This is a genomic window from Neisseria sp. HMSC061H08 (assembly GCF_001836795.1).
Classification (GTDB): domain Bacteria; phylum Pseudomonadota; class Gammaproteobacteria; order Burkholderiales; family Neisseriaceae; genus Neisseria; species Neisseria subflava_A.
In genome coordinates this window covers 428,400-451,746 of record NZ_KV830556.1, presented here as the reverse complement: position 1 = coordinate 451,746, position 23,347 = coordinate 428,400, and the positions used below count along the sequence as shown (strand labels likewise).

Here is a 23,347-nt window from a genome sequence, read left to right as displayed (position 1 = left end):
CTTTATTCAGACATCAGGCCGTCTGGAAACCGAATGCTTGAATGGCTTGAACAAACTGTACCGATGCCGTAAGAAACAGTTTTCAGACGGCATCAAACTGAAAATGTTAAAGGAACTCAAATGAGTATCGTAGAAATCAAAGTCCCTGATATCGGCGGTCATGAAAACGTCGACATCATCGCCGTAGAAGTTAAAGTGGGCGACACTATTGCCGTTGACGACACCTTGATTACGTTGGAAACCGACAAAGCCACTATGGATGTACCTGCTGATGCAGCCGGCGTCGTGAAAGAAGTTAAAGTGAAAGTTGGCGATAAAATCTCTGAAGGCGGCGTTATTCTGACCGTTGAAACCGGTGCTGCCGCTGCTGATGCCGCTCCGACTCCTGCAGCAGAAGCTCCTGCTGCTCCAGCTGCTGCGCCTGCAGCTGCTCCTGCCGGTGGCGCTACCGTACAAGTTGTTGTACCTGATATCGGCGGCCACTCTGACGTAGACGTTATTGCCGTTGAAATTAAAGTTGGCGACACTGTTGCCGTTGATGACACTCTGATTACTTTGGAAACCGACAAAGCCACCATGGACGTACCATGTACCGAAGCCGGTGTGGTTAAAGCCGTATTCCTGAAAGTTGGCGACAAAGTATCCGAAGGCTCCGCCATTATCGAAGTAGAAACTGCCGGCTCTGCCGCAGCAGCCCCTGCTCCTGCCGCTCAAGCTGCCGCACCTGCACCAGCTACCGCTCCGGCTCCTGCAGCACTAGCCGCTGCGCCTGCACCAGCTGCTCCTGCTGCTGCCAAAATCGACGAAGCTGCATTCGCAAAAGCGCATGCAGGTCCTTCCGCACGCAAACTGGCTCGCGAATTGGGCGTAGATTTGGGTCAAGTCAAAGGTACCGGTCTGAAAGGCCGTATCATGGGCGAAGACGTTAAAGCTTTCGTTAAATCCGTTATGCAAAGCGGTGCAGGCAAACCTGCAGCTGCTTCTTTGGGCGGTGGTCTGGACTTGTTGCCATGGCCTAAAGTTGACTTCTCTAAATTCGGCAGCATCGAAGTTAAAGAACTGTCTCGCATTAAGAAAATCTCCGGTCAAAACCTGTCTCGTAACTGGGTTGTGATTCCTCACGTTACCGTACACGAAGAAGCGGACATGACCGAATTGGAAGAATTCCGCAAACAGCTGAACAAAGAATGGGAACGCGAAGGCGTGAAACTGTCCCCATTGGCGTTCATCATTAAAGCCTCTGTTGCTGCGCTGAAAGCCCTCCCTGAATTCAACGCCTCTCTGGATGGCGACAACTTGGTGCTGAAAAACTACTTCAATATCGGTTTCGCTGCCGACACGCCAAACGGCTTGGTTGTTCCAGTCATCAAAGACGTGGATCAAAAAGGCTTGAAACAAATCAGCCAAGAGTTGACCGAATTGTCTAAAAAAGCCCGCGAAGGCAAGCTCAAACCTCAAGAAATGCAAGGCGCATGCTTTACCATTTCCAGCTTGGGCGGTATCGGCGGCACAGGCTTCACTCCGATTGTGAACGCACCTGAAGTCGCTATTTTGGGCGTGTGCAAATCCCAAATCAAACCGGTTTGGAACGGCAAAGAGTTCGCTCCTCGCCTGATGTGTCCGTTGAGCCTGTCCTTCGACCACCGCGTCATCGACGGTGCCGCCGGTATGCGCTTCACCGTATTCCTGGCTAACCTGTTGAAAGACTTCCGCCGCATTACTCTGTAATCCGAGCATTTTCAGACGGCCTGAATAGACAGGCCGTCTGAAAAAAAGAAGTCCGAACATCATTCAGAAAGATTAGACATGAGCTTAGTTGAATTGAAAGTGCCCGACATTGGCGGTCACGAAAATGTAGATATTATTGCGGTTGAAGTAAATGTGGGCGATACCATTGCTGTGGACGATACCCTGATTACTTTGGAAACCGATAAAGCGACTATGGACGTACCTGCCGAAGTTGCAGGCGTAGTCAAAGAAGTTAAAGTTAAAGTCGGCGATAAAATCTCTGAAGGCGGTTTGATTGTTGTCGTTGAGGCCGAAGGTGCAGCTGCTGCCCCTAAAGCCGAAGCGCCTGCTGCTCCTGCACAAGAAACGCCTAAAGCAGCCGCTCCTGCTCCTCAAGCTGCACAATTTGGCGGTTCTGCCGATGCCGAATACGATGTGGTCGTATTGGGTGGCGGCCCCGGCGGTTATTCCGCTGCATTTGCTGCTGCTGACGAAGGCTTGAAAGTTGCCATCGTCGAGCGTTACAAAACTTTGGGCGGCGTTTGCTTGAACGTCGGCTGTATCCCTTCCAAAGCCTTGTTGCACAACGCTGCCGTAATCGATGAAGTACGTCACTTGGCTGCCAACGGTATCAAATACCCTGAGCCTGAACTCGATATCGATATGCTGCGCGCTTACAAAGACGGCGTGGTTTCCCGCCTGACTACCGGCTTGGCAGGTATGGCCAAAGGCCGTAAAGTGGACATTATCCAAGGCGACGGTCAATTCTTGGATCCGCACCACTTGGAAGTGTCGCTGACCACCGGCGACGTGTACGAGCAAGCGACTCCTACCGGCGAGAAAAAAATCGTTGCCTTCAAAAACTGTATCATTGCAGCAGGCAGCCGCGTAACCAAACTGCCTTTCATTCCTGAAGATCCGCGCATCATCGATTCCAGCGGCGCTTTGGCTCTGAAAGAAGTACCGGGCAAACTGTTGATCATCGGTGGCGGTATTATCGGCCTTGAAATGGGTACGGTTTACAGCACGCTGGGTTCTCGCCTGGATGTTGTTGAAATGATGGACGGCCTGATGCAAGGCGCAGACCGCGACTTGGTTAAAGTATGGCAAAAACAAAACGAATACCGTTTTGACAACATCATGATCAACACCAAAACTGTTGCTGTCGAACCTAAAGAAGACGGCGTTTACGTTACCTTTGAAGGTGCAAATGCACCTAAAGAGCCACAACGTTACGATGCCGTATTGGTTGCCGCAGGTCGTGCGCCTAACGGCAAACTCATCAGCGCTGAAAAAGCAGGCGTTGCCGTAACTGACCGCGGCTTCATCGAAGTGGACAAACAAATGCGCACCAACGTGCCGCACATCTACGCTATCGGCGACATCGTTGGTCAACCGATGTTGGCGCATAAAGCCGTTCACGAAGGCCACGTTGCCGCTGAGAACTGCGCCGGACACAAAGCCTACTTCGACGCACGCGTTATTCCGGGCGTTGCTTACACTTCTCCTGAAGTGGCATGGGTGGGCGAAACCGAGTTGTCTGCCAAAGCTTCCGGCCGCAAAATCACCAAAGCCAACTTCCCATGGGCTGCTTCCGGCCGTGCGATTGCCAACGGTTGCGACAATGGTTTCACTAAGCTGATTTTTGATGCCGAAACCGGTCGCATCATCGGCGGCGGTATCGTTGGTCCTAACGGCGGCGATATGATCGGCGAAGTCTGCTTGGCCATCGAAATGGGCTGCGATGCAACCGACATCGGCAAAACCATCCACCCACACCCAACCTTGGGCGAATCCATCGGTATGGCTGCGGAAGTAGCATTGGGTGTATGTACCGACCTGCCGGCTCAGAAAAAGAAATAAGTTCACTCAAATAAAGTTTGAACGAACTTAATGGAACAAAGGCCGTCTGAATGTTTCAGACGGCCTTTTCTCAAATAAGGAGATTTAATATGAAAAAAATCGAAGCCATTATCAAACCCTTCAAACTCGACGATGTACGCGAAGTCTTGACCGAAATCGGCATTACCGGCATGACCGTCAGCGAAGTCAAAGGCTTCGGCCGCCAAAAAGGCCATACAGAAATTTATCGCGGCGCAGAATACGCAGTTGATTTCCTGCCCAAAGTGAAAATCGAATTGGTATTGGCTGACGACAAAGTCGATCAGGCTGTTGATGCCATTTTGGAAACCGCACATTCCGGCAAAATCGGTGACGGTAAAATCTTCATTTATCCAGTTGAAGAAGCTATCCGCATCCGAACCGGCGAACGTTCGGATGCCGCGCTTTAATAGAAATCACAAGATACAGAATACAAATGCCGTCTGAAAAAAGTCATGACTTGTTTTAATCAGGACTTATTTTTCAGACGGCATTATTTAAATAACCTCCCAATTTTCTAAAGTCTATCCAAGTAACCCTATTACCCACAAGCATGGATGAATTCAAGGCAATGCTTCACCTGAACTTCATGAACGACTTTACCGTATCAAATAACTCTTTTCAAAGTAATACTTACCCAATCAAAACCTCAACGCCCTCCTTTTAAAATCAAATCCCTCGTATTTTTTTCCTATTCTTATTATTGTCTAACTTTTCAGACGACCCCTTTATCCAAACTCCGTTATAATGACGGCTTTACAATTAATTTATCCAAAGACAGTCTTATCATGAAACACATCCACATTATCGGTATCGGCGGCACATTTATGGGCGGCGTAGCAGCTATTGCCAAAGAAGCAGGTTTTAAAGTCAGCGGTTGCGACGCCAAAATGTATCCACCGATGAGCACCCAGCTTGAAGCCTTGGGCATAGACGTACACGAAGGCTTTGATGCCGCTCAATTGAATAAATTTAAAGCCGATATTTACGTTATCGGTAATGTTGCCAAACGCGGCATGGATGTGATCGAAGCCATTTTGAACAAAGGCCTGCCTTATACTTCCGGCCCACAATGGCTGGCTGAAAACGTATTACACCAGCACTGGGTGCTCGGCGTAGCTGGAACACACGGCAAAACGACCACAGCCTCCATGCTGGCATGGGTCTTGGAATATGCCGGCCTTGCGCCAGGCTTCCTCATCGGCGGCATACCGGAAAACTTCAGTGTTTCTGCCCGCCTGCCGCAAACGCCGCGCCAAGACCCTAATTCAAAATCCCCATTCTTCGTTATCGAAGCCGACGAATACGATACCGCCTTTTTTGACAAACGCTCCAAATTCGTACATTACCGTCCGCGTACCGCCATTTTGAACAATCTGGAATTCGACCACGCCGACATTTTTGCTGATTTGGGCGCCATTCAAACCCAATTCCATCATTTGGTACGCACCGTGCCGTCTGAAGGCCTCATCGTCTGCAACGGACAGCAACAAAGCCTGCAAGACACTTTGGACAAAGGCTGCTGGACGCCTGTAGAAAAATTCGGCACCGAACAAGGCTGGCAAGTTGGCACTGTTCATGCCGACGGCTCGTTTGACGTATGCCATCATGGCGAAACGGTCGGACACGTCGCTTGGGAACTGATGGGCGAACACAACCGCATGAACGCCCTCGCCGTTATCGCTGCCGCGCGTCATGCCGGCGTCGATATTCAGACGGCCTGCGAAGCCTTGAGCGCGTTTAAAAACGTCAAACGTCGTATGGAAATCAAAGGCACGGTAAACGGCATCACCGTTTACGACGACTTCGCCCACCACCCGACCGCCATTGAAACCACCATCGAAGGCCTGCGCCAACGTGTCGGAAATGCTCGCATCCTCGCCGTCCTCGAGCCGCGTTCCAACACCATGAAACTTGGCACCATGAAAGCCGCCCTGCCCGCAAGCCTCAAAGGTGCCGACCAAGTGTTCTGCTACGCCGGTGGCGTGGACTGGAACGTCGCCGAAGCCCTCGCGCCTTTAGGCAGCAAGCTGCATGTCGGTAAAGACTTCGATGCCTTTGTTGCCGAAATCGTGAAAAATGCCGAAACAGGCGACCATATTTTGGTCATGAGCAACGGCGGTTTCGGCGGAATACATGGAAAGCTGCTGGAAGCGTTGAAATAAGGGTTTGTTGAAAGTTTTGAATGATTGAGGCCGTCTGAAAACCGGAATTTGGTTTTCAGACGGCCTTTTTGTTGTGAAGTAATGAGATGGGAAAAAAAAAAACGATATTTCCGGCGAATCAGGTTTGGCTATAAACCAAGTTGGGTTTGCCATTTGCCTTTATTTAGTTTTTTTAGGCGGTTTGGTATTTTGGCTTTCTATTGCCTTTCGGTACAGGTCAAACAGGAAGGCGACGCGTTCTGCCTCGTCGTCGGTGTTTTTACCTTTTTTGTAGCCGTAGGCTTTATCGACGGCTTTGTCGAGGGCGGCGTGTGCTTTGACGAGGTCGGGATAGCCTGCGTCGGGCGCATAAAGTTCGGCGAGCGTAGGGGGAGGCAGATCGTCAGCAAGCGCATCGGCGCGATATTTCTCGCGAATGTCGAAGATGGCTTGGGCGGCAGCTTCGATGGCAGAACGGAGGGGATTGTTTTCAGACGGCCTTGGCGTTTCGCCTTTTTTGCCCGAAGCTTCCTGACAGGCAGTTTCGTCATCATCAGGTTTACAGCAGCTTTCTGGGAAGGGAAAGTTGTTGTACACGACTGTATTAGAGTAGCGGTAACGACTTTCCAGGCGGCCTGCAACGGTACGCATAAAGGCATTGTGCATGGTTGAGCAGAGGATGCCGAAGTGGTAGAGGGTGGCGTTTGGAAGCATAAACGATGAATCGCTGATGATGATTTGATGCGACAGATAACCGATGGGGACGAAACGGCGGCTTTCAGAAGATACGCGTGGAATAATCAGAAAATTGCCGTCTGAAGGCTGGCGGATTTCGTCGAAGAGCCACGAGGTAGCCGCTTTTTTCTGCGTGGCGGCTTTTCTGCTGGCTTCGCGCATGGCTTTGACCGCCAGAATACGGGCTTGGACTTTGGGCATCTGTTTCAGGTCGTGATTGCGTTTGACGTCGGATACGCCGTGAAACCACAGGCACCAACGGGTTTTGCCGTTGATAAATTCCTCGGCGCCGATAAAGGGGCGGATGTATTGTTCCGCTAATGGTTCGGCGGCAATCAAAGCTTCTTTTTCATCAGTGGAAAGGATAAGGTTGCCACCGTCGGTCGGTTGATTGCCTTTGCACATTTCATTTTCCCTGCTGATTTGGGTTTTGCGCTTGGTAATAATCAAATCGGGCGCATCAATCAGATAAGGATTGATGTTGGCTACGGCGTGTTTTTGGGGTTCGCCTTTGATGTCGGGATAGTCGTAGAGGTATTTGGGCAGAGCGGAATTTTCTGAAGCGTTTGCGCCACAGTTTTCAGACAGCATTTGCGGCTTTTGGCGGAAGCCGACGATGATGCAATGGACGGCGGCTTTGCCTGCGGCTTGGCTCGTCCATTGGAAGGTACGGTGGGCAAAGTTGATTTCGATGCCTTGGTTCAAAAGGCTGCCCCAAAGGATTTCGACCTGCTGGCCTTGGCAGATGGAATTGGTGGAGACAAATGCCGTCTGAACTTGGGGATTCTGCGCCATGATGCCGGCGGCTTTGACATACCAGTTGCAGACGTAATCCAACAGGCCGTAGCCTTTGATATGGCCGCAGATGCTTTCGAGGTCGTTTTTCTGCTCTTTGGTTTGGTAGGTCGAGCCGATAAAGGGCGGATTGCCGAAGATGTAATCCGCCGCCTGCCAAGGTGTGCTGAGGCTGTTGGCGTGGATGATTTCGGCGGCGTCTTCGAGCGGCAGCGTATGGCAGGCAACTTCGCCGTCGAAGCGGATTTGCGTGCGGATGTTGCATTGGTGGTTTTTGAGCCACATGGCAGTACGGGCGATAAGAACGGCAAATTCGTCTATTTCGATGCCGTGGAATTGTTTCAGACGGCATTGGACGGACGGGCTGTCAAACAGGCCGCCTGCTTTGTCTTTGAGGGCTTCGGCGATGATGTCGTCTTCAAGGGCGCGGATGCGGTCGTAGGCAACGATAAGGAAATTGCCGCAGCCGCAGGCCGGGTCGAGGAATTGCAGGTTTTGGATTTTTTGGTAGAAGGCGGCGAGTTTTTTGGCTTTGTCGCGTTTGAGGGCTTTGACGGCTTCAAATTCGGCGCGCAGGTTTTCTAAAAAAAGGCCGTTGATGACTTTGTCGATGTTGGCGGCTTCGGTGTAGTGTGCGCCTGCTTCGCGCCGCTCTTGCGCGTCCATGACGGATTGGAAGAGCGTGCCGAAGATTTCTGGACTGATGTTGCGCCAGTCGAAATTGCCGCAGTCGATTAAGGCGCGGTGCTGCTTGGCAGTGAAGTCGAAAGTGCGCAGGCGTTCTTTGAAAAGGCCGCCGTTGACGTATTCGAAACCTTGAAATTTTTCGCTTTGGGTCTTGCTGCGCTTTTGGTCGGGTGTGTTGAGAAATTCAAAGAGTTGATTGAGCTTGTCGCCGAGCGTATCGGCCTCTTTGCAGCTTTCTAAAAAGTCTTGAAAGAGGTAGTTGCGCTGGAAAACGGCGCTGTCGTCGGCAAAAAAGAGGAAAAGCAGGCGCGTGATGAAGAGCCTGAGTTCGTGTTCTTCGTAAATGCCCTCTTCCTGCAAGGCATCGTGCAGTCTGCCAATGGCCGTCGCCGCTTGAATGTTGGCTTCTTCTTGAATTTGGCGGACTTTGGCTTCGATGCCGAACATAAAGTCAAAAACGCCGCGCGTAATGTATTCTGGCAATGCTTCCAACGGGAACTGCCATTGGTTTTCTACGCCTTCTTTAGGCTCGCGACGATAAAGGTGGAAATGGGCAAAATCGCTGACGGCGTAATATTCAGGTAAGGCAGACGGCTTGGTGCGCTCGATTTCCTGCAAATAACGCTCCGCCTGTTCTTTGGCTTTGGCTAGGTTTTTGTTGGCGGATTTGTGTTCTGCCAGGAAGATGCCTTCCCAAAAGACATCGACAAATTGGGTGTTGTTGCTCGGGTCTTTAACGGCATATTCGAAGTGGACGACGTTTTTGCGGTCAATGCCGAAAATCGCAAAAAATTCATTCCAAAAGGTGTCTTTTTCACGGCGTTCGTCGGTTTGGTTTTTATAGTGGTCGGCGAAATTTTGTGCGGCGCTTTGGAGTTGGAGCAAGGTTTTCATGACTTTATGGAATGAATGTATTGTGTAAATGGATGGGGCGTTATTATAACGGTTTGCGTTAAAAAGGTCGTCTGAAACCTCTTTTCAGACGACCTTTCTTCTTTCTGGTTATCAATATTTAACCGCAACCGCCACATTTACCGCAGCCACTGCTGCAGTCGCGTTTTTTCGGTTTGAACACGAATTTTCGCAAGAGGAAGAATACGCAGGCGAGCATAATCAAGCCGACGATAATATATTGAGTCATGACGATAGTATCCTTGAAGAAATTTGATAAACCACGAATGCGGCAAAATAAGCCATCAGGAACAAATAGCCTGTAATCATAAGCATATTTTTCGTGGATTTGGTTTCGCGTTTAATCACGGCCAAAGTCGCGGCACACATCGGAGCATACACATACCAAGCCAAGAAGGCAAAGGCAGTCGGCAGGCCCCAGTTGTTGTGTACGATGGGAATCAGTGCGTTTTGTACCGCATCTTCAGACGACGCGCTGACGGCATAAACGGTACCCAAAGCGGCAACGACCACTTCACGTGCGGCGATACCCGGAATCATGGCAATACACATTTCCCACGTAAAGCCCAAAGGTGCAAACAATGGCTGAATTGCGTGGCCAAGTGTACCCGCCAAACTATAATCGATGGCTGCCCCGGTTGCGCCTTCAGGCGGTTGCGGCCAGCTTACCAAGCCCCACAAGACCACGGCCAACGCAAAAATGATGGTACCCGCGCGTTTCAGGAAGGCTTTTACCCTATCCCACAAGCTGGTCATGATGTGTTTGAAGTTAGGCGTACGGAAAGTCGGCAATTCCATCAAAAGTGGGAATTGTTGCACATTGCCTTTCATCCGCGCCAAGCGTTTCATGATATACGCTGCCAATGCGGCCGACAGAATGCCTACGATATAAAGAATAAACAATGTCAGGCCTTGCAGGTTGAAAATCCCACCCACTGTACGGTCAGGAATAACAGCGGCGATAATCAGCGCGTACACGGGCAGCCGCGCGGAGCAGGTCAGCAGCGGGGCGACGGCGATGGTAACAAGGCGTTCGCGCGGGTCGTTAATGGTACGCGCCGACATCACGGCAGGAACGGCACAGGCAAAGCTGGACAAAAGGGGAATAAACGAACGGCCGGACAAACCGCTTTTTGCCATGATGTTATCCAGCAGGAAGGCTGCACGCGGCAGATAGCCCGAGTCTTCTAAAAGCAGGATGAAGGCGAACAAAATCGTAATCTGAGGCAGGAACACCAACACGCTGCCCAAACCGGCAATGACGCCGTTGACCAGCAAATCGTTGAGGATGCCCGGTTCCATGTTCGCGCCTATCCATTCTCCCAGTGCGGTAAAACCACCTTCAATGGCGTCCATAATCGGTGCCGCCCAAGTGTATACCGCTTGGAACACCATAAACAGGATCACCAGCAGCATAATCATGCCCCAGACGGGGTGCAGCACGATGTCGTCGAGTTTTTTGTGCCATGCGGGCAGCGTCATCTGGGTGCGTACCACTTGTGCCAAAATCGATTCGACTTCTTGATAAAGTTTGTCGCTATCCAGCGCATCGAGCGTGCGTTCGGCAGAGGCGGGGTTTGCGGGAAAAGAGCGTTTGCGCGGCAGCTTCGCCACGGCTTCGCGTACAGCCTGTACGCCCGACGCGCTCACTGCAACTGTTTCCAAAACAGGTGCATCCAACAACTCGCTCAGTTTGGCCGCGTCGATATTCAAGCCCCTTTTGCGGGCCACGTCGCTCAAATTCAGCGACACCACCATAGGCAGTCCCAGCGTTTTCAGTTCCAAAATCATGCGCAGGGTCATACGCAGGTTGGTCGCGTCGGCAACGGCAATAATGGCATCGGGCGGAATGCCCATCTTGCCTACCATTACATCTTTCGCCACCGCTTCGTCGGGGCTGGTCGTGCGTAGGCTGTATGTGCCCGGCAGGTCGATAATGCGGACGGCCTCGTCGTCGAGGAAGGCGCCCTCGCGCTTATCGACAGTTACGCCCGGATAATTGGCAACCTTGGCATGTGAGCCGGTCAAACCGTTGAACAAAACGGTTTTGCCGCAGTTTGGCGCGCCAATCAAGGCAAAATAGCTTAGTTCCATCATTTTTCCTTATTCTTTCAGACGGCCTTAAACGGCCTCAACGATACGACACATAATCTTCCCGGCCTCTTCCAACCGCAGGGAAAATTGGGATTGATTGCCCAAGCGTACTGCAAACGGGCCTCTCCCAAAACCACCCACTGCAATCACTTGCAACGGCATTCCGCTGGAAAAACCCAAATCCGAAAGACGACGGGTTACCAAGGTATCCAAATCACCAAAAACAGGGTTGGGAGCAATGGAATCAATATGTACGACTGCGCCTTTTTTAAGGCTTGATAAAGGAATGGTAGACATAAGCCTCTCTTTTCATTTGTTTTAAAATCAGATTATTGAAAAAATGTGAGAAGTATGACGAGTGCGTGGCACATTTGAAAGGTTGGTTATGAGTGGCTATTTGCCCCTTCTTTCGATAAGTGCGGTTTGTTTTGAGTATTGTTATTTTCTTTGCTAATGATAAATCTTATTAATGTAAAAATCAAATGTAACAAGATAAACTAAAAAGGCTGAAATCCTTTTATCATTAGGATTTCAGCCTTTTTATACACTCAACAAACCAAAGGCCGTCTGAAAACTTTCAGACGGCCTTCAAAATAAAAAACCGAATCAAATCGGTTTTTTATTCCCATTCAGGGAAAGACTCTAAATTACAGAGCGTCTTTCAATGCTTTACCGGCACGGAATTTAGGAGTTTTAGCAGCAGCAATAGTCAAAGGCTCGCCAGTTTTTGGGTTGCGGCCTTGACGTTCAGCGCGTTCGCCGACGTAGAAAGTACCGAAACCGACCAGAGTAACAGTGTCGCCGTTTTTCAACGCGTTGGTCACGGCATTAGTAGTAGCATCCAAAGCTTTTTGCGCAGCAGATTTGGAAATGCCGGCTTCTTGAGCAATTGCTTCGATCAATTCAGACTTGTTCACAATTAGTCCCTTCCTATCGTAAAAAATGATGAAATGCCCGAATACTCGGGGCTTAAGCACTTTTAAAGCACATACGCACTTTATAGCAATTCTGAAATTATCATGTCAAGTAAAAGATGTGGAATTGCCCTATTTTTGTGGCATTCAGGGCAAAACCACATTTTTTGCAACATCAGACGGCCAACTTAATGCTTGGTTGCTTTTGTTCTTGACTTCGTCTTAGAAGTTTGCGGAGTTTCGTCAACCGCCAATTCAGCCGCCCATTGCTCAGGCTGAGCTTCCAAACCCAAAGCCAACACTTCATCAATCCATTTGACCGGATGAATGGTCAGACCGGTTTTAACATTTTCAGGGATTTCTTCCAAATCTTTGACGTTGTCTTTTGGAATCAATACATGCTTGATCCCGCCACGCAAAGCAGCCAGCAGTTTTTCCTTCAAACCGCCAATCGGCAAGACTTCGCCACGCAAAGTGATTTCGCCGGTCATCGCCACGTCTGCACGCACCGGAATTTTGGTAAAGGCAGAAACCATCGCCAAAGTCATGGCGATACCTGCACTCGGACCGTCTTTCGGCGTCGCACCTTCAGGTACATGGACGTGAATGTCTTTCTTCTCGTAAAAATCAGGAGCCAGACCCACTGATTCAGCACGTGAACGGACAACCGACCATGCGGCCGATACCGATTCTTTCATGACATCGCCCAGTTGGCCGGTACATTGAATCGTACCTTTGCCCGGCAAGGCAACCGCCTCAACGGTCAACAACTCGCCACCGACTTCGGTCCAAGCCAGACCGGTTACCTGACCGATGCGATTTTCGCTTTCGGCCACACCATAGTCGAAACGGCGCACGCCCAGATAGTCATGCAGATTTTTCTCAGTAACTTTAATCGCTTTAGGCTTGGCCTTGCTTACTGTTTTGGATTTGGACGCTTTTTTCTTGTCCTCATTCAAAGTAACCTGCATCACTACTTTGCGGCAGATTTTGGCAATTTCGCGATCCAACGAGCGGACACCGGCCTCGCGGGTGTAGTAACGGATAATATCGCGCACTGCACTCTCATCAACCACCAACTCGCCCTCTTTCACACCATTGCGCTTCATTTGTTTCGGCACAAGGTATTGCATGGCGATATTGATTTTTTCGTCTTCCGTATAACCGGACAGACGGATGATTTCCATACGGTCAAGCAGCGGAGTCGGGATATTTAAGCTGTTTGAAGTGGCAATAAACATCACATCGCTCAAATCATAATCGACTTCGGCATAGTGGTCGGCGAACTTGTTGTTTTGCTCAGGATCCAGCACTTCAAGCAATGCACTGGCCGGATCACCGCGGAAATCGCTGCCCATCTTGTCGATTTCATCCAGCAGGAACAATGGATTTTTCACACCCGCTTTCGCCATGTTTTGCAGGATTTTGCCCGGCATAGAGCCGATATAGGTACGGCGGTGGCCTCGGATTTCGCTTTCATCACGCACGCCGCCCAAGGCCATACGCACATATTGGCGACCTGTGGCTTTGGCAATCGACTCACCCAAGGAAGTTTTACCCACCCCCGGAGGACCAACCAGACACAAAATCGGGCCTTTGAGCTTGTCCATACGTTTTTGAACAGCCAAATATTCCAAAATGCGCTCTTTGACTTTTTCCAAACCATAGTGGTCGGCATTCAAAATCAAATCAGCCTTGGCAATATCTTTGCTGACACGGGATTTTTTCTTCCACGGCAGCTCAAGCAAAGTATCGATATAGTTGCGCACGACAGTAGATTCCGCAGACATCGGCGGCATCATTTTCAGTTTTTTCAATTCAGACAGACATTTTTCTTCAGCCTCTTTGCTCATGCCTGCTTCTTTGATTTTGTTTTCCAGCGCATCCAGCTCGTCGCGCTCGTCCTCTTCGCCCAACTCTTTCTGAATCGCTTTCACTTGCTCATTCAAGTAATACTCGCGTTGGGATTTTTCCATTTGACGTTTCACGCGACCACGGATGCGTTTCTCAACCTGCATGATGTCGAGTTCGGCTTCCAACTGCGCCAGTAGAAATTCCAAACGGTCAACAATACCGGCAGTCTCCAGCACATATTGACGCTGCTCCAATTTCAGCTGCAAATGCGCGGCAATAGTATCGGCAAGACGGCTGTTGTCATCGATACTGCTGATGGTGCTGATAACTTCGGCAGGAATTTTTTTGTTCAACTTCGCATATTGCTCAAATTGAGTCAGCAGAGTACGGCGCAAGGCCTCAATTTCAGGATTGTCTTTGTCGCTATTCTCATCAATCGCCTCAACATGAGACAAAAACAATCCGCCTGTTTCATCAACCGTCAACGCACGCGCACGACGAATACCTTCTACCAATACTTTAACGGTACCGTCAGGCAGCTTCAAAACCTGCAAAACTTGGGCGACTGTACCGGTCTGGTGCAAATCTTCAGCTTTAGGGTCTTCTGTATTAGGGTCAAGCTGGGCCAACAGGAAAACCGGATCATCATTGGCCATTGCCGCCTCAAGGGCCGCAATCGATTTAGGACGACCGACGAACAGCGGCAATACCATATGCGGATACACCACGACATCGCGTAAAGGCAAGGTAGCCAGCGCACTGTATTCCTCAAAATATTTGTCTTTTATCGGCATAGTTAGAAATCTCAATCATTGTTAAATCAGAATGTAGCTCAAAATTGGGCTGAAGCGCTGCATTTCAAGACTTGAAAAACAGCTTATCCGCACCTATTTTCGAAAACATCATTTTTAATAGCCCGATATGGACGTTTACGATAAAATATATCGGATTTCGGGCCGTCTGAAAACTTTTCAGACGGCCCGAGCAAACCAAACAAGGCAGTAAACCATGACAGACTCAACTGAAAAAAAATCACTGATTGAATTCCCCTGCACTTTCCCCTTGAAAGTTATGGGCGCAGTTCATCCCGAATTTGAATCCGCCATTTTGGAAACCGTGCGCAAACACGCTCCCGATACCGAGCCGCACCACATTACTACGCGCCCAAGCAGCAAAGGCAACTACACCAGCGCAACCGTCAAAGTAAATGTCGATAACCAAGAGCAGCTCGACAATATCTACCGCGACCTGACTTCACACGAATTGGTAAAAGTGGTGCTGTAATGAAAATCGTGCACAAAGGCTTGGTCGATTACCTGCCGACTTTCGAAGCCATGAAGGCATTTAATGCCTCGCGTGACGAAAACACCGAAGACGAATTATGGGTGGTCGAGCATCCGCCCGTATTTACCCAAGGCTTGGCCGGAAAACCCGAACACCTCCTCATTCGCGACGATATTCCCGTTGTCCAAATTGACAGAGGCGGTCAAATTACCTATCACGGCCCCGGTCAACTGGTTGTCTATACGATGATCAATTTCAAACGCCGTAAAACCAGCGTCCGCCATATCGTTTCCGCACTTGAAAACAGCATCATCGCCACCTTGGCAGAATACGGCATCGAAGCAGCCGCAGATCCCAAACGTCCCGGCGTTTACGTCGGCGAGCGTAAAATCGCTTCCCTGGGCCTGCGTATCAAAGACGGCTCCGTTTACCACGGCTTGGCGCTTAATGTGAACATGGATTTAAGTCCGTTTACCCATATCAACCCCTGCGGTTATGCCGGTATGGAAATGACCCAAATTGCCGACTATGTCTCTCCGGCACCCAGTTTGGCAGAAGTTGCAGACAAACTGACCAAGCATTTACAAAAAGAGCTGGCATAAGGCCGTCTGAAAATATTCAGCCCCAACGCCATCTTTTAACTGCCCCTCTGAACCCACAAGCCCTTAGGTCATAAAGACTACGATAAGCTTTTCAGACGGCCTTTATAACGACAGAAAGAACACATCACCATGAGTGAAGAAGTAAAAAACGACCCCAAACGCGGCATCAAACTAAAAGGCGCAGACAAAACTGCACGCATTCCGATTAAAGTTGTTCCATTGGAACAAAAATTGAAAAAGCCCGAATGGATCCGCGCCAAATTACCGGGCAAGAAATTCTTTGAAATCAAAAATATTCTTCGCGAACAAAAAATGCATACCGTGTGCGAAGAAGCATCTTGTCCAAATATCAGCGAATGCTTTACCAAGGGTACGGCCACATTCATGATCATGGGCGATATTTGTACCCGCCGCTGCCCGTTCTGCGATGTTGGCCATGGCCGCCCCAATATGTTGGATCCTGACGAGCCTAAACACTTGGCCGAATCCGTCAAGTCCATGAACCTGCGCTATGTCGTGATTACTTCCGTCGACCGTGATGACCTGCGTGATGGCGGTGCCCAACATTTCGCCGACTGCATTAAAGCCATCCGCGAAACCAGCCCAAATACCAAAATTGAAATCCTTGTTCCCGATTTCCGCGGCCGTCTGGACATCGCACTGGAAATCTTGGCAGAAACACCACCCGACGTGATGAACCACAACTTGGAAACCCATCCAAGCCTGTATAAAAAAGCCCGTCCGGGTGCCAACTACCAACACTCCCTCGAGCTTCTGCGCCGCTACAAAGAAATGATGCCCCATATTCCGACCAAGTCTGGCATCATGGTTGGCTTGGGCGAAACAGACGAGGACGTACGCGAAATCATGCGCGATATGCGTGCCAACAATATCGAGATGATTACCATCGGCCAATATCTGCAACCTTCAGACGGCCACTTGCCCGTCTTGCGCTATGTAACGCCCGACCAATTCAAAGTTTTTGAAAAAGAAGCATACGAATTGGGCTTTACCAATGCCGCCATCGGCGCAATGGTTCGTTCCAGCTACCACGCTGACGAACAAGCAGCCGAAGCTTTGCGTGAAACCCACGGCGGTTGTAGCCATCACTAAGGTTTAAATTATATAAGGCCGTCTGAAAAAACAGTTCCCTAATTTTTCAGACGGCCTTTATTTGGTCAAAATAACTATACAAGATTTTTTAGATTTAAAAAAATAAACCTTAGTCGGGCTCTATTGAGTCAATTTTAAGTAATACAAAAAAGCGGCAAAACAGGATAAACACTGTTTGCCGCTTTTTGATTTATTTCTTTATTTTACTTCTTCAACAATTTTGCCGCTTCAATCGCATAGTAAGTCAAAATGCCATCGGCGCCAGCGCGTTTGAATGCCAACAGGCTTTCCAAAATAGTTTTTTCGCCATCCAGCCAACCGTTTTGAATGGCAGCCTGAAGCATGGCATATTCGCCGGAAACTTGGTAAGCGTAAGTCGGTACGCCAAACTCGTCTTTGACTCGACGGACGACATCCAGATACGGCAGACCCGGTTTTACCATGACCATATCTGCGCCCTCTTGAATATCCAATGCGACTTCGTGCAAGGCTTCATCAGTGTTTGCAGGATCCATTTGGTAGGTTTTCTTGTCTGCCTTACCCAAATTACCGGAGCTGCCGACGGCATCGCGGAACGGGCCGTAGAACGCTGAAGCATATTTTGCCGAATACGCCATAATGCGTGTATGGATATGTCCGGCATCTTCTAAGGCTTCGCGGATGGCAAGAATACGTCCGTCCATCATGTCTGATGGGGCAATGACTTGTGCGCCTGCATCGGCATGGCACAAAGCCTGTTTTACCAAAACTTCAATGGTTTCATCGTTGAGGACATAGCCATTTTCATCGGTTAAACCGTCTTGGCCGTGAATGGTATAGGGGTCCAAGGCAACGTCGGTCATAATCCCCAGCTCTGGGAATTTCTCGCGCAGGGTTCGCACTACTGTCGGTACCAAGCCTTCCGGGTTATAAGCCTCCTCCGCAAATTCGGTTTTGTTTTGCGTTACCACGGGAAACAAAGCCAGCATAGGAATACCGAGATTCAGTGCTTCTTCAGCGGTAAACAACAATTTATCCAAACTTTGGCGTTTGATGCCGGGCATAGACGGCACTGCCTCTTCCTGGTTCTGACCTTCCAATACAAAAACCGGATAGATTAAATCATCTGCCGTCAAAGTATGCTCGCGCATCAGACGGCGTGAAAAATCGTCTTTACGCATACGGCGCATACGGGTGTTTGAGACATAACGCGGAGGGAAATTCATAACAATTGCCTTTCAATAATGAAGTCTTAAAATCAGTCTTCGACTTGACGTATGGCTTTGACCGAACGTTTGATTTCGCTGAGCGTACCGGTTTTATAACTATTACGTTCCTGCTCGGTCATACCGTTTTGATCCAATTTGGCGATATTTTTCAATGCTTCGGCATATTGGCCGTCTGAAAGTTTTTCCTGTTTGATGTGCCAACGGTTTTTCACTTCGGAAGCCGTCCACAAGCCTACTTTGTTGTAGTAGAACAAAATGCTTGCCGCCAGCGTCTTCATATCACTGTCGGGTTTGGCACTGCCGATACTGCGGCCGATACGGTTGTTACGTTGATCGACTGCCTGGTCGGCAAGGTAACGGCTGAAGTAGTCGTCTTTACCTTCTCGCAACTCCATATCCGTCAGACGCGCATTACCTGCTTTTTCTGCAATAATACTGTCGAATTTGGAAGCAATCGCCGCCTGCCATAATGCTTGGCGTACGGCATTGACCTGCGTTCCCCTACTGTCGCCGTTTGCTTTGTCATCCAAACCTGTACGCTCGGCAAAGCGCGTGGCATTACTGGTCATATTGATTAAGCCTTCGTCCTCCATCCCGATGACTTGGGCGGCCACGGGATGATTAAGCGCAAATTGTGCCATTTTACTGCGGCGGCTTTGATCTTCCTGATACGATTGGCAACCGGACAATACCAGCATGCCGAGAACGGCGCATTGAATGTGTTTCTTAATATGTTTCATGATGTAACTATCGATATTATTGTGTGAGTTCAACTTATTGTTTAACATAGAAACGCCCGTAAGCGCAAAATAATTCCCATACGGCCAAATCGGCGCATGAATGGCTATTTTATAATAAAAATAAGGCCGTCTGAAAGTTTTCAGACGGCCTGAGTATTTTTAACCTACCAAGCTGCGAATCTGCGGCCAATAAAACAGGCAGGCTATCGAACAAATAGCAATGCTGATACCGGCTGCATTAATGCTGCTGATTTTTTCCTTAAATATTGCCGCACCAATCAGCGTACCCAAAACAATCACGCCAATATTCATACCGGCAAAAACCAAAGTCGGATTATCCTTCATGATTTGGTGTGCCGAGATGTAGGTAACAATATTCAAAAAGTTCAGGCAGCCTAAAATCATACCGCCCACTATGCCCTCTTTGGTCCATTTGCTTCCTTTGGCAAACAGGTAGCCAAACATCAAGATACCGGCTAAACAAAATGCCACCAGCAAATTGCCGGCAAACGCAGTACCGCTTTTCGCCACTTGCTTGAACAAAATATCAATGACGCCATAGCCGCACCAAACGCCCAAAAGCAGCATCACTTGCGTGCTGAGGCCGCCGGATTTCTTACTGCCATCGCTTTTCCAAAGCAAGAAAAACAATGCTGTAAATGCCAATACCAAACCAATCAGACGGCCTTCGGTCAGTTGTTCATGAAAAAGCGTGAATGAAGCGATAATGGGCAAAAACAGCGATAAGCGTTGTGCCGCGTCTGATTTGACGATACCTGCCGCATCGACGGATTTGCCCATAATGACAAACACGCTTGGCAACAAGATACCCAAAGCTGCAAAGAGCCACCAAGTCGGTAAAAACACCTGCGGATTGCTTAAATCGGGCTTTAACACCAGCATGGTCAAAGTAACGGCAACGATATAGTTCACCGCCACCGCCTGCTCAATATTGATTTTTTGCTTGCGCGCCACTTTCAGCAATACGGAAACCAACACGCTGCAAACGATACTTGCCAATAAATATGCCATGCTTTAAAACCATCCTTGAGTAGGAACAGGCTTATCTTCATTCAGTTTAATCAGTCCGATGACTACACGGTAAATAAACCAAATGGCAGTCACCAACAGAATCAGCCAACCAATTAAGATAAGTGTAGTAAAAGTTCCCAAAACCGTACCCACCAAAGACACCCAAAATGTCTTAATCAAATAATCGATATGGCTGGCGTAAATGGTACCTTGAGCCTCATCGCGTTTAACATACGCCATAATTACACCGACAACGGGGGTAAACAAAATCAACAAGCCCACAGCGTATGTAACATAAGCTATAAAAACATAGTTTTTCACGTCAGAGCTGGGCGTGTTGACCACATTTGTCGCCATATCAGTGAAGTTGTTGGTATTGGTTTCCTGACGCTCGTACTGCATAGCCGCATCATAAGCCAAACGTTTTTCCGGATGAGACAATACTTCAAACGCCTGCCCGATGGCTTTAAACCGCTCCGCATCTTTCTGAATATCCGGATTGGCCACCAATTTTCCATAAGCCTCGCGGATAACGTTGATATCAGCATCCTGAGACACACCCAAGATTTCGTATAAATTTAATTGTTCCATCTTTATTCCTATCCTTTATGCATCCACTGCAACATGAACATCTTGCGGGTTGAGCGTACGCAGGTTTTCAGGTTTCATACCCACGATAAACCCGCGTTTGCCGCCATTGATAAAAATCTCGTCCAAAGCCCAAATGCTTTCTTCCACGTAAACCGGTAACGCGGTTTTCATACCGAATGGCGATGTCCCACCGACCAAATATCCTGTCCATTTCGCCGCCTGATCCGCCGTTGCCGGCTCGATGTGTTTCAAGCCCAGTTCACGCGCCAGATTGCGGGTGGAAATATGTTTGTCGCCATGCATTAAAACAACCAAGCCTTTTTTATGCTCATCCTGCAAAACAATCGTTTTGATGACCTGATGCCCGGGCTTGCCCGTGCACTCGGCAAAACGCGCCGTACCGCCATGTTCTTCATACGCATAAACATAAGGGACAAAATCGATTTTCTTACTGCGTAAAAAGCGCACTGCCTGCGTAACCGGATATTCTGCTTTACTCATGGTTGTTTTGCGCCACTCTTTTCAGACGGCCCCTCTTAAATGTGGAACGTAAACAACTGCAATGTTACCATACCTTCTTTTTGAAATCAGGAGACAACATGGACATCCGCTATCTTGGCACAAGCAAACGCTATTCGGAAGCCGTCGTGGCCAACGGCTTGGTTTTCCTCTCCGGCATGGTTCCCGAAAATCCTGAAGCCGATGCCAAAGCGCAAACTGAAAATGTTTTGGCACAAATCGATTCATGGCTCGCCCAATGCCAATCCGACAAGGCCCACATTTTAGAAGCCACCATCTATCTGCCCGATATGAACGACTACGCCGCCATGAACGAAGCCTGGGACGCATGGACAGCCCTCGAGCGCGCTCCGGCCCGCGCCTGCGTGGAAGCAAAACTGGCCTCACCCGACTGGAAGGTTGAAATCAAAATTACCGCCCTTCAAATCAAATAAAGCGCAAATATCAGGCCGTCTGAAAATGCCGCATTGACCAAACCAACTCAGTTTTTCAGACGGCCTTTATTCTTTTGCGGTACAATACCGCCCTTAAATTTTTCTATTATTTCAAAGCACAAACAGCCATGTCCAAAAAAACCAAGCAAGAATTAGAAAACAACAAACTCAGCAAACGCCTGCGCCACGCCGTCGGCGACGCCATTAACGATTTCAACATGATCGAGCCAGGCGACAAAATCATGGTCTGCCTCTCCGGCGGCAAAGACAGCTACGCCCTCTTAGACATTCTGCGCCAGCTTCAAGCCAGCGCACCGATTGATTTCGAACTGGTCGCCGTCAATCTCGACCAAAAGCAGCCGGGTTTCCCCGAAGAAGTATTGCCGACCTATCTCGAAAGCATCGGCGTTCCCTACAAAATCGTTGAAGAAGACACCTACTCCACCGTCAAACGCGTATTGGACGAAGGCAAAACGACTTGTTCGCTGTGCAGCCGCCTGCGCCGCGGCATCCTCTACCGCACCGCAAAAGAATTGGGCTGCACCAAAATCGCCTTGGGACACCACCGCGACGACATTCTTGCCACCATGTTCCTGAATATGTTTTACGGCGGCAAACTCAAAGCCATGCCGCCCAAACTGGTCAGCGACAACGGCGAACACATCGTCATCCGTCCTCTCGCATATGTCAAAGAGAAGGACTTGATCAAATATGCCGAGCTGAAACAATTCCCAATTATTCCATGCAACCTCTGCGGCTCGCAGCCCAACCTGCAACGCCAAGTCATCGGCGACATGCTGCGCGATTGGGACAAACGCTTCCCCGGCCGTATCGAGTCCATGTTCTCCGCCCTGCAAAACGTCGTTCCTTCGCATTTGGCCGATACCGAACTCTTCGACTTTGTCGGCTTGGAACGCGGTCAAAACCTGAAACATGGTGGCGACTTAGCGTTTGACAGTGAAAAAATGCCGGAACGTTTCTCCGACGGCAGCGAAGAAGACGAAAGCGAAATCAAAATCGAGCCGCAAAAAGCCGAACGCAAAGTCATCAATATTCTGGCAAACAAACCTAAAACCTGCGGTTTATAATTCCATTTAATTTTCAGACGGCCTTTCGGTAACTATTTACCGAAAGGCCGTCTGAATATTCAAATTTGAAATTTTTTCTATTCTTTTTTATCTATTCTTTCCCTGACAAACCGTGCAGCAGCAATCCCAATACGTCTTGCGGCAACTTTTGCGGTGCGGCGGCATAAAGCGCAGCCAGTTGCGGATGGCGCATCAATATATCCGCCTGACGGATGAACAGGTCGATGAGTTCCACCGGCAAATCGGGCTGAATCAGGCGGCGTTGTTGCAGGGTGTGGAAGAATCCGCGCATAAAGGCGTATTTTTCTTCATTCAATTCGTGGAAAAACCGCTCCAGCTCCAAATCGGTGTTCTCTTCAATGTCGCGCAGGAAGGCGGCGGAATAAAGTTCTTCAAACGATTGTTTTTGCAGGGCAAACACAGCCTCAGCGGCTTCGCGCAGACTGCATTGCCGTTCAAGCAGATTTTCAAATTCGGCACGGACGCGATTTTTCTGCTCGGTAACAATTTCCTGCAAGAGTGCGTTTTTACCGCTGTAATATTTGTAAAAAGTGACGCGGCTGACGCTGGCCTCGGCGCAGATACTGCCTACGGATACAGCAGAAAAGCCATGTTCGCGGAATAAGCGGCGGGCGGTGTCGGCGATGGTTTGTTGTTTGCTGGCAGTCATGACGGTAGGAAGGTTTTGATTTTGTTCATAAAGGAGGTTCATTAAAGTTATCCGCAAGTCGGATGCTTATCATATTTCCCCACGGCTGCAATGGCAATATAGCGGCGTTTCAGACGGCCTCTTTCCTTATTCCTTCACTGCCCTACGGATGAGGACTGTCGGATGCTTGGCAGGCTAAATTCATGAAGATTACAGAATCTCCCTCCTCCAACCTTCTCCCCAAAATAGGAGAGGGATTTTTTTAGACGATTCACAAGATAAGAGGGGAAGTAAAGTGAATGATAAACACTTGCATTCCTGTTTCTTATTTCTTATACTTTAC

Annotated in this window: 21 protein-coding genes; 9 read left to right on the top strand and 12 right to left on the bottom strand. The window is 49.1% G+C overall.

From position 1 onward, the window contains the following. The first annotated feature begins 120 nt into the window (after positions 1–120). From aceF to mpl, 4 genes are all read left to right on the top strand, one after another. Positions 121–1,728 (top strand): dihydrolipoyllysine-residue acetyltransferase, encoded by a 1,608-nt coding sequence (gene aceF / locus HMPREF2675_RS03170; RefSeq protein ID WP_070814042.1) that lies wholly within the window; start codon positions 121–123, stop codon positions 1,726–1,728. Between the two features lie 78 nt (positions 1,729–1,806). Continuing rightward, positions 1,807–3,591: a dihydrolipoyl dehydrogenase gene (lpdA, locus tag HMPREF2675_RS03165; protein WP_070814041.1), complete on the top strand. Its 1,785-nt coding sequence runs from the start codon at positions 1,807–1,809 to the stop codon at positions 3,589–3,591. 89 nt (positions 3,592–3,680) lie between these two features. Further along, positions 3,681–4,019 carry a P-II family nitrogen regulator gene (locus tag HMPREF2675_RS03160; RefSeq protein ID WP_003746874.1) on the top strand — a complete coding sequence of 113 codons (339 nt, stop codon included), beginning with the start codon at positions 3,681–3,683 and terminating at the stop codon, positions 4,017–4,019. Positions 4,020–4,397: 378 nt separating this feature from the next. Next, entirely contained in the window at positions 4,398–5,774 is a 1,377-nt protein-coding gene (gene mpl, locus HMPREF2675_RS03155) for a UDP-N-acetylmuramate:L-alanyl-gamma-D-glutamyl-meso-diaminopimelate ligase (protein ID WP_070814040.1), read from the top strand. 159 nt (positions 5,775–5,933) lie between these two features. Here mpl and HMPREF2675_RS03150 read toward each other — a convergent pair whose 3' ends face one another. The 6 genes from HMPREF2675_RS03150 to lon form a co-directional block, all read right to left on the bottom strand. Continuing rightward, complete coding sequence (locus HMPREF2675_RS03150; RefSeq protein WP_070814039.1) at positions 5,934–8,864, bottom strand: class I SAM-dependent DNA methyltransferase; 2,931 nt, start codon at positions 8,862–8,864, stop codon at positions 5,934–5,936. A 118-nt stretch (positions 8,865–8,982) separates the two neighbouring features. After that, positions 8,983–9,111 (bottom strand): FeoB-associated Cys-rich membrane protein, encoded by a 129-nt coding sequence (locus tag HMPREF2675_RS10840; protein ID WP_003683546.1) that lies wholly within the window; start codon positions 9,109–9,111, stop codon positions 8,983–8,985. After that, positions 9,108–10,976: a ferrous iron transporter B gene (locus HMPREF2675_RS03145; RefSeq protein WP_070814038.1), complete on the bottom strand. Its 1,869-nt coding sequence runs from the start codon at positions 10,974–10,976 to the stop codon at positions 9,108–9,110. Before HMPREF2675_RS03145 ends, HMPREF2675_RS10840 begins: the two co-directional genes overlap by 4 nt. 27 nt (positions 10,977–11,003) lie before the next feature. Further along, positions 11,004–11,273, bottom strand: coding sequence for a FeoA family protein (locus HMPREF2675_RS03140; protein WP_049349822.1), 270 nt, complete (start codon positions 11,271–11,273; stop codon positions 11,004–11,006). Between the two features lie 350 nt (positions 11,274–11,623). Next, complete coding sequence (locus HMPREF2675_RS03135) at positions 11,624–11,893, bottom strand: HU family DNA-binding protein (protein ID WP_003683413.1); 270 nt, start codon at positions 11,891–11,893, stop codon at positions 11,624–11,626. Positions 11,894–12,078: 185 nt separating this feature from the next. After that, the gene (gene lon, locus HMPREF2675_RS03130) at positions 12,079–14,538 is read right to left on the bottom strand and encodes an endopeptidase La (RefSeq protein WP_070814037.1); all 2,460 of its coding nucleotides are present in this window, start codon (positions 14,536–14,538) and stop codon (positions 12,079–12,081) included. Positions 14,539–14,752: 214 nt separating this feature from the next. Between lon and HMPREF2675_RS03125 the strand changes: the two genes are divergently transcribed. The 3 genes from HMPREF2675_RS03125 to lipA all read left to right on the top strand — a co-directional run bounded on the left by HMPREF2675_RS03125 (position 14,753) and on the right by lipA (position 16,743). Beyond that, entirely contained in the window at positions 14,753–15,028 is a 276-nt protein-coding gene (locus HMPREF2675_RS03125; RefSeq protein WP_049344800.1) for an HP0495 family protein, read from the top strand. Next, on the top strand, positions 15,028–15,630 hold the full coding sequence (lipB, locus tag HMPREF2675_RS03120; RefSeq protein ID WP_049344799.1) for a lipoyl(octanoyl) transferase LipB: 603 nt from the start codon (positions 15,028–15,030) through the stop codon (positions 15,628–15,630). Before HMPREF2675_RS03125 ends, lipB begins: the two co-directional genes overlap by 1 nt. 129 nt (positions 15,631–15,759) lie before the next feature. After that, positions 15,760–16,743, top strand: coding sequence for a lipoyl synthase (lipA, locus tag HMPREF2675_RS03115; protein ID WP_003683323.1), 984 nt, complete (start codon positions 15,760–15,762; stop codon positions 16,741–16,743). 203 nt (positions 16,744–16,946) lie between these two features. Here lipA and hemB read toward each other — a convergent pair whose 3' ends face one another. The 5 genes from hemB to HMPREF2675_RS03090 form a co-directional block, all read right to left on the bottom strand. Then, complete coding sequence (gene hemB / locus HMPREF2675_RS03110; RefSeq protein ID WP_070814036.1) at positions 16,947–17,948, bottom strand: porphobilinogen synthase; 1,002 nt, start codon at positions 17,946–17,948, stop codon at positions 16,947–16,949. 32 nt (positions 17,949–17,980) lie between these two features. After that, positions 17,981–18,691, bottom strand: a complete 711-nt coding sequence (locus HMPREF2675_RS03105) for a DUF6973 domain-containing protein (protein ID WP_036491232.1) — start codon at positions 18,689–18,691, stop codon at positions 17,981–17,983. A gap of 159 nt (positions 18,692–18,850) precedes the next feature. Then, positions 18,851–19,723 (bottom strand): DMT family transporter, encoded by an 873-nt coding sequence (locus tag HMPREF2675_RS03100; protein WP_070814035.1) that lies wholly within the window; start codon positions 19,721–19,723, stop codon positions 18,851–18,853. 3 nt (positions 19,724–19,726) lie between these two features. Continuing rightward, the gene (locus HMPREF2675_RS03095) at positions 19,727–20,314 is read right to left on the bottom strand and encodes a DnaJ domain-containing protein (protein WP_070814034.1); all 588 of its coding nucleotides are present in this window, start codon (positions 20,312–20,314) and stop codon (positions 19,727–19,729) included. Between the two features lie 15 nt (positions 20,315–20,329). Next, complete coding sequence (locus HMPREF2675_RS03090; protein WP_070814033.1) at positions 20,330–20,815, bottom strand: aminoacyl-tRNA deacylase; 486 nt, start codon at positions 20,813–20,815, stop codon at positions 20,330–20,332. 98 nt (positions 20,816–20,913) lie between these two features. Here HMPREF2675_RS03090 and HMPREF2675_RS03085 point away from each other — a divergent pair, with 98 nt between their 5' ends. Beyond that, positions 20,914–21,267 (top strand): RidA family protein, encoded by a 354-nt coding sequence (locus HMPREF2675_RS03085; RefSeq protein WP_070814032.1) that lies wholly within the window; start codon positions 20,914–20,916, stop codon positions 21,265–21,267. A 128-nt stretch (positions 21,268–21,395) separates the two neighbouring features. Further along, positions 21,396–22,355, top strand: a complete 960-nt coding sequence (gene ttcA / locus HMPREF2675_RS03080) for a tRNA 2-thiocytidine(32) synthetase TtcA (RefSeq protein ID WP_003746908.1) — start codon at positions 21,396–21,398, stop codon at positions 22,353–22,355. Positions 22,356–22,446: 91 nt separating this feature from the next. On the opposite strand, the gene HMPREF2675_RS03075 is transcribed toward ttcA, so the two are convergent. Continuing rightward, entirely contained in the window at positions 22,447–23,067 is a 621-nt protein-coding gene (locus tag HMPREF2675_RS03075) for a TetR/AcrR family transcriptional regulator (protein WP_070814031.1), read from the bottom strand. Between the last annotated feature and the right edge of the window lie 280 nt (positions 23,068–23,347).

Bases quoted from the DNA above. Each gene is read 5' to 3' on its own strand.
- aceF (WP_070814042.1), top strand. From the start codon at position 121: ATGAGTATCGTAGAAATCAAAGTCCCTGATATCGGCGGTCATGAAAAC.
- lpdA (WP_070814041.1), top strand. From the start codon at position 1,807: ATGAGCTTAGTTGAATTGAAAGTGCCCGACATTGGCGGTCACGAAAAT.
- HMPREF2675_RS03160 (WP_003746874.1), top strand. From the start codon at position 3,681: ATGAAAAAAATCGAAGCCATTATCAAACCCTTCAAACTCGACGATGTA.
- mpl (WP_070814040.1), top strand. From the start codon at position 4,398: ATGAAACACATCCACATTATCGGTATCGGCGGCACATTTATGGGCGGC.
- HMPREF2675_RS03150 (WP_070814039.1), bottom strand. From the start codon at position 8,864: ATGAAAACCTTGCTCCAACTCCAAAGCGCCGCACAAAATTTCGCCGAC.
- HMPREF2675_RS10840 (WP_003683546.1), bottom strand. From the start codon at position 9,111: ATGACTCAATATATTATCGTCGGCTTGATTATGCTCGCCTGCGTATTC.
- HMPREF2675_RS03145 (WP_070814038.1), bottom strand. From the start codon at position 10,976: ATGGAACTAAGCTATTTTGCCTTGATTGGCGCGCCAAACTGCGGCAAA.
- HMPREF2675_RS03140 (WP_049349822.1), bottom strand. From the start codon at position 11,273: ATGTCTACCATTCCTTTATCAAGCCTTAAAAAAGGCGCAGTCGTACAT.
- lon (WP_070814037.1), bottom strand. From the start codon at position 14,538: ATGCCGATAAAAGACAAATATTTTGAGGAATACAGTGCGCTGGCTACC.
- HMPREF2675_RS03125 (WP_049344800.1), top strand. From the start codon at position 14,753: ATGACAGACTCAACTGAAAAAAAATCACTGATTGAATTCCCCTGCACT.
- lipB (WP_049344799.1), top strand. From the start codon at position 15,028: ATGAAAATCGTGCACAAAGGCTTGGTCGATTACCTGCCGACTTTCGAA.
- lipA (WP_003683323.1), top strand. From the start codon at position 15,760: ATGAGTGAAGAAGTAAAAAACGACCCCAAACGCGGCATCAAACTAAAA.
- hemB (WP_070814036.1), bottom strand. From the start codon at position 17,948: ATGAATTTCCCTCCGCGTTATGTCTCAAACACCCGTATGCGCCGTATG.
- HMPREF2675_RS03105 (WP_036491232.1), bottom strand. From the start codon at position 18,691: ATGAAACATATTAAGAAACACATTCAATGCGCCGTTCTCGGCATGCTG.
- HMPREF2675_RS03100 (WP_070814035.1), bottom strand. From the start codon at position 19,723: ATGGCATATTTATTGGCAAGTATCGTTTGCAGCGTGTTGGTTTCCGTA.
- HMPREF2675_RS03095 (WP_070814034.1), bottom strand. From the start codon at position 20,314: ATGGAACAATTAAATTTATACGAAATCTTGGGTGTGTCTCAGGATGCT.
- HMPREF2675_RS03090 (WP_070814033.1), bottom strand. From the start codon at position 20,815: ATGAGTAAAGCAGAATATCCGGTTACGCAGGCAGTGCGCTTTTTACGC.
- HMPREF2675_RS03085 (WP_070814032.1), top strand. From the start codon at position 20,914: ATGGACATCCGCTATCTTGGCACAAGCAAACGCTATTCGGAAGCCGTC.
- ttcA (WP_003746908.1), top strand. From the start codon at position 21,396: ATGTCCAAAAAAACCAAGCAAGAATTAGAAAACAACAAACTCAGCAAA.
- HMPREF2675_RS03075 (WP_070814031.1), bottom strand. From the start codon at position 23,067: ATGAACCTCCTTTATGAACAAAATCAAAACCTTCCTACCGTCATGACT.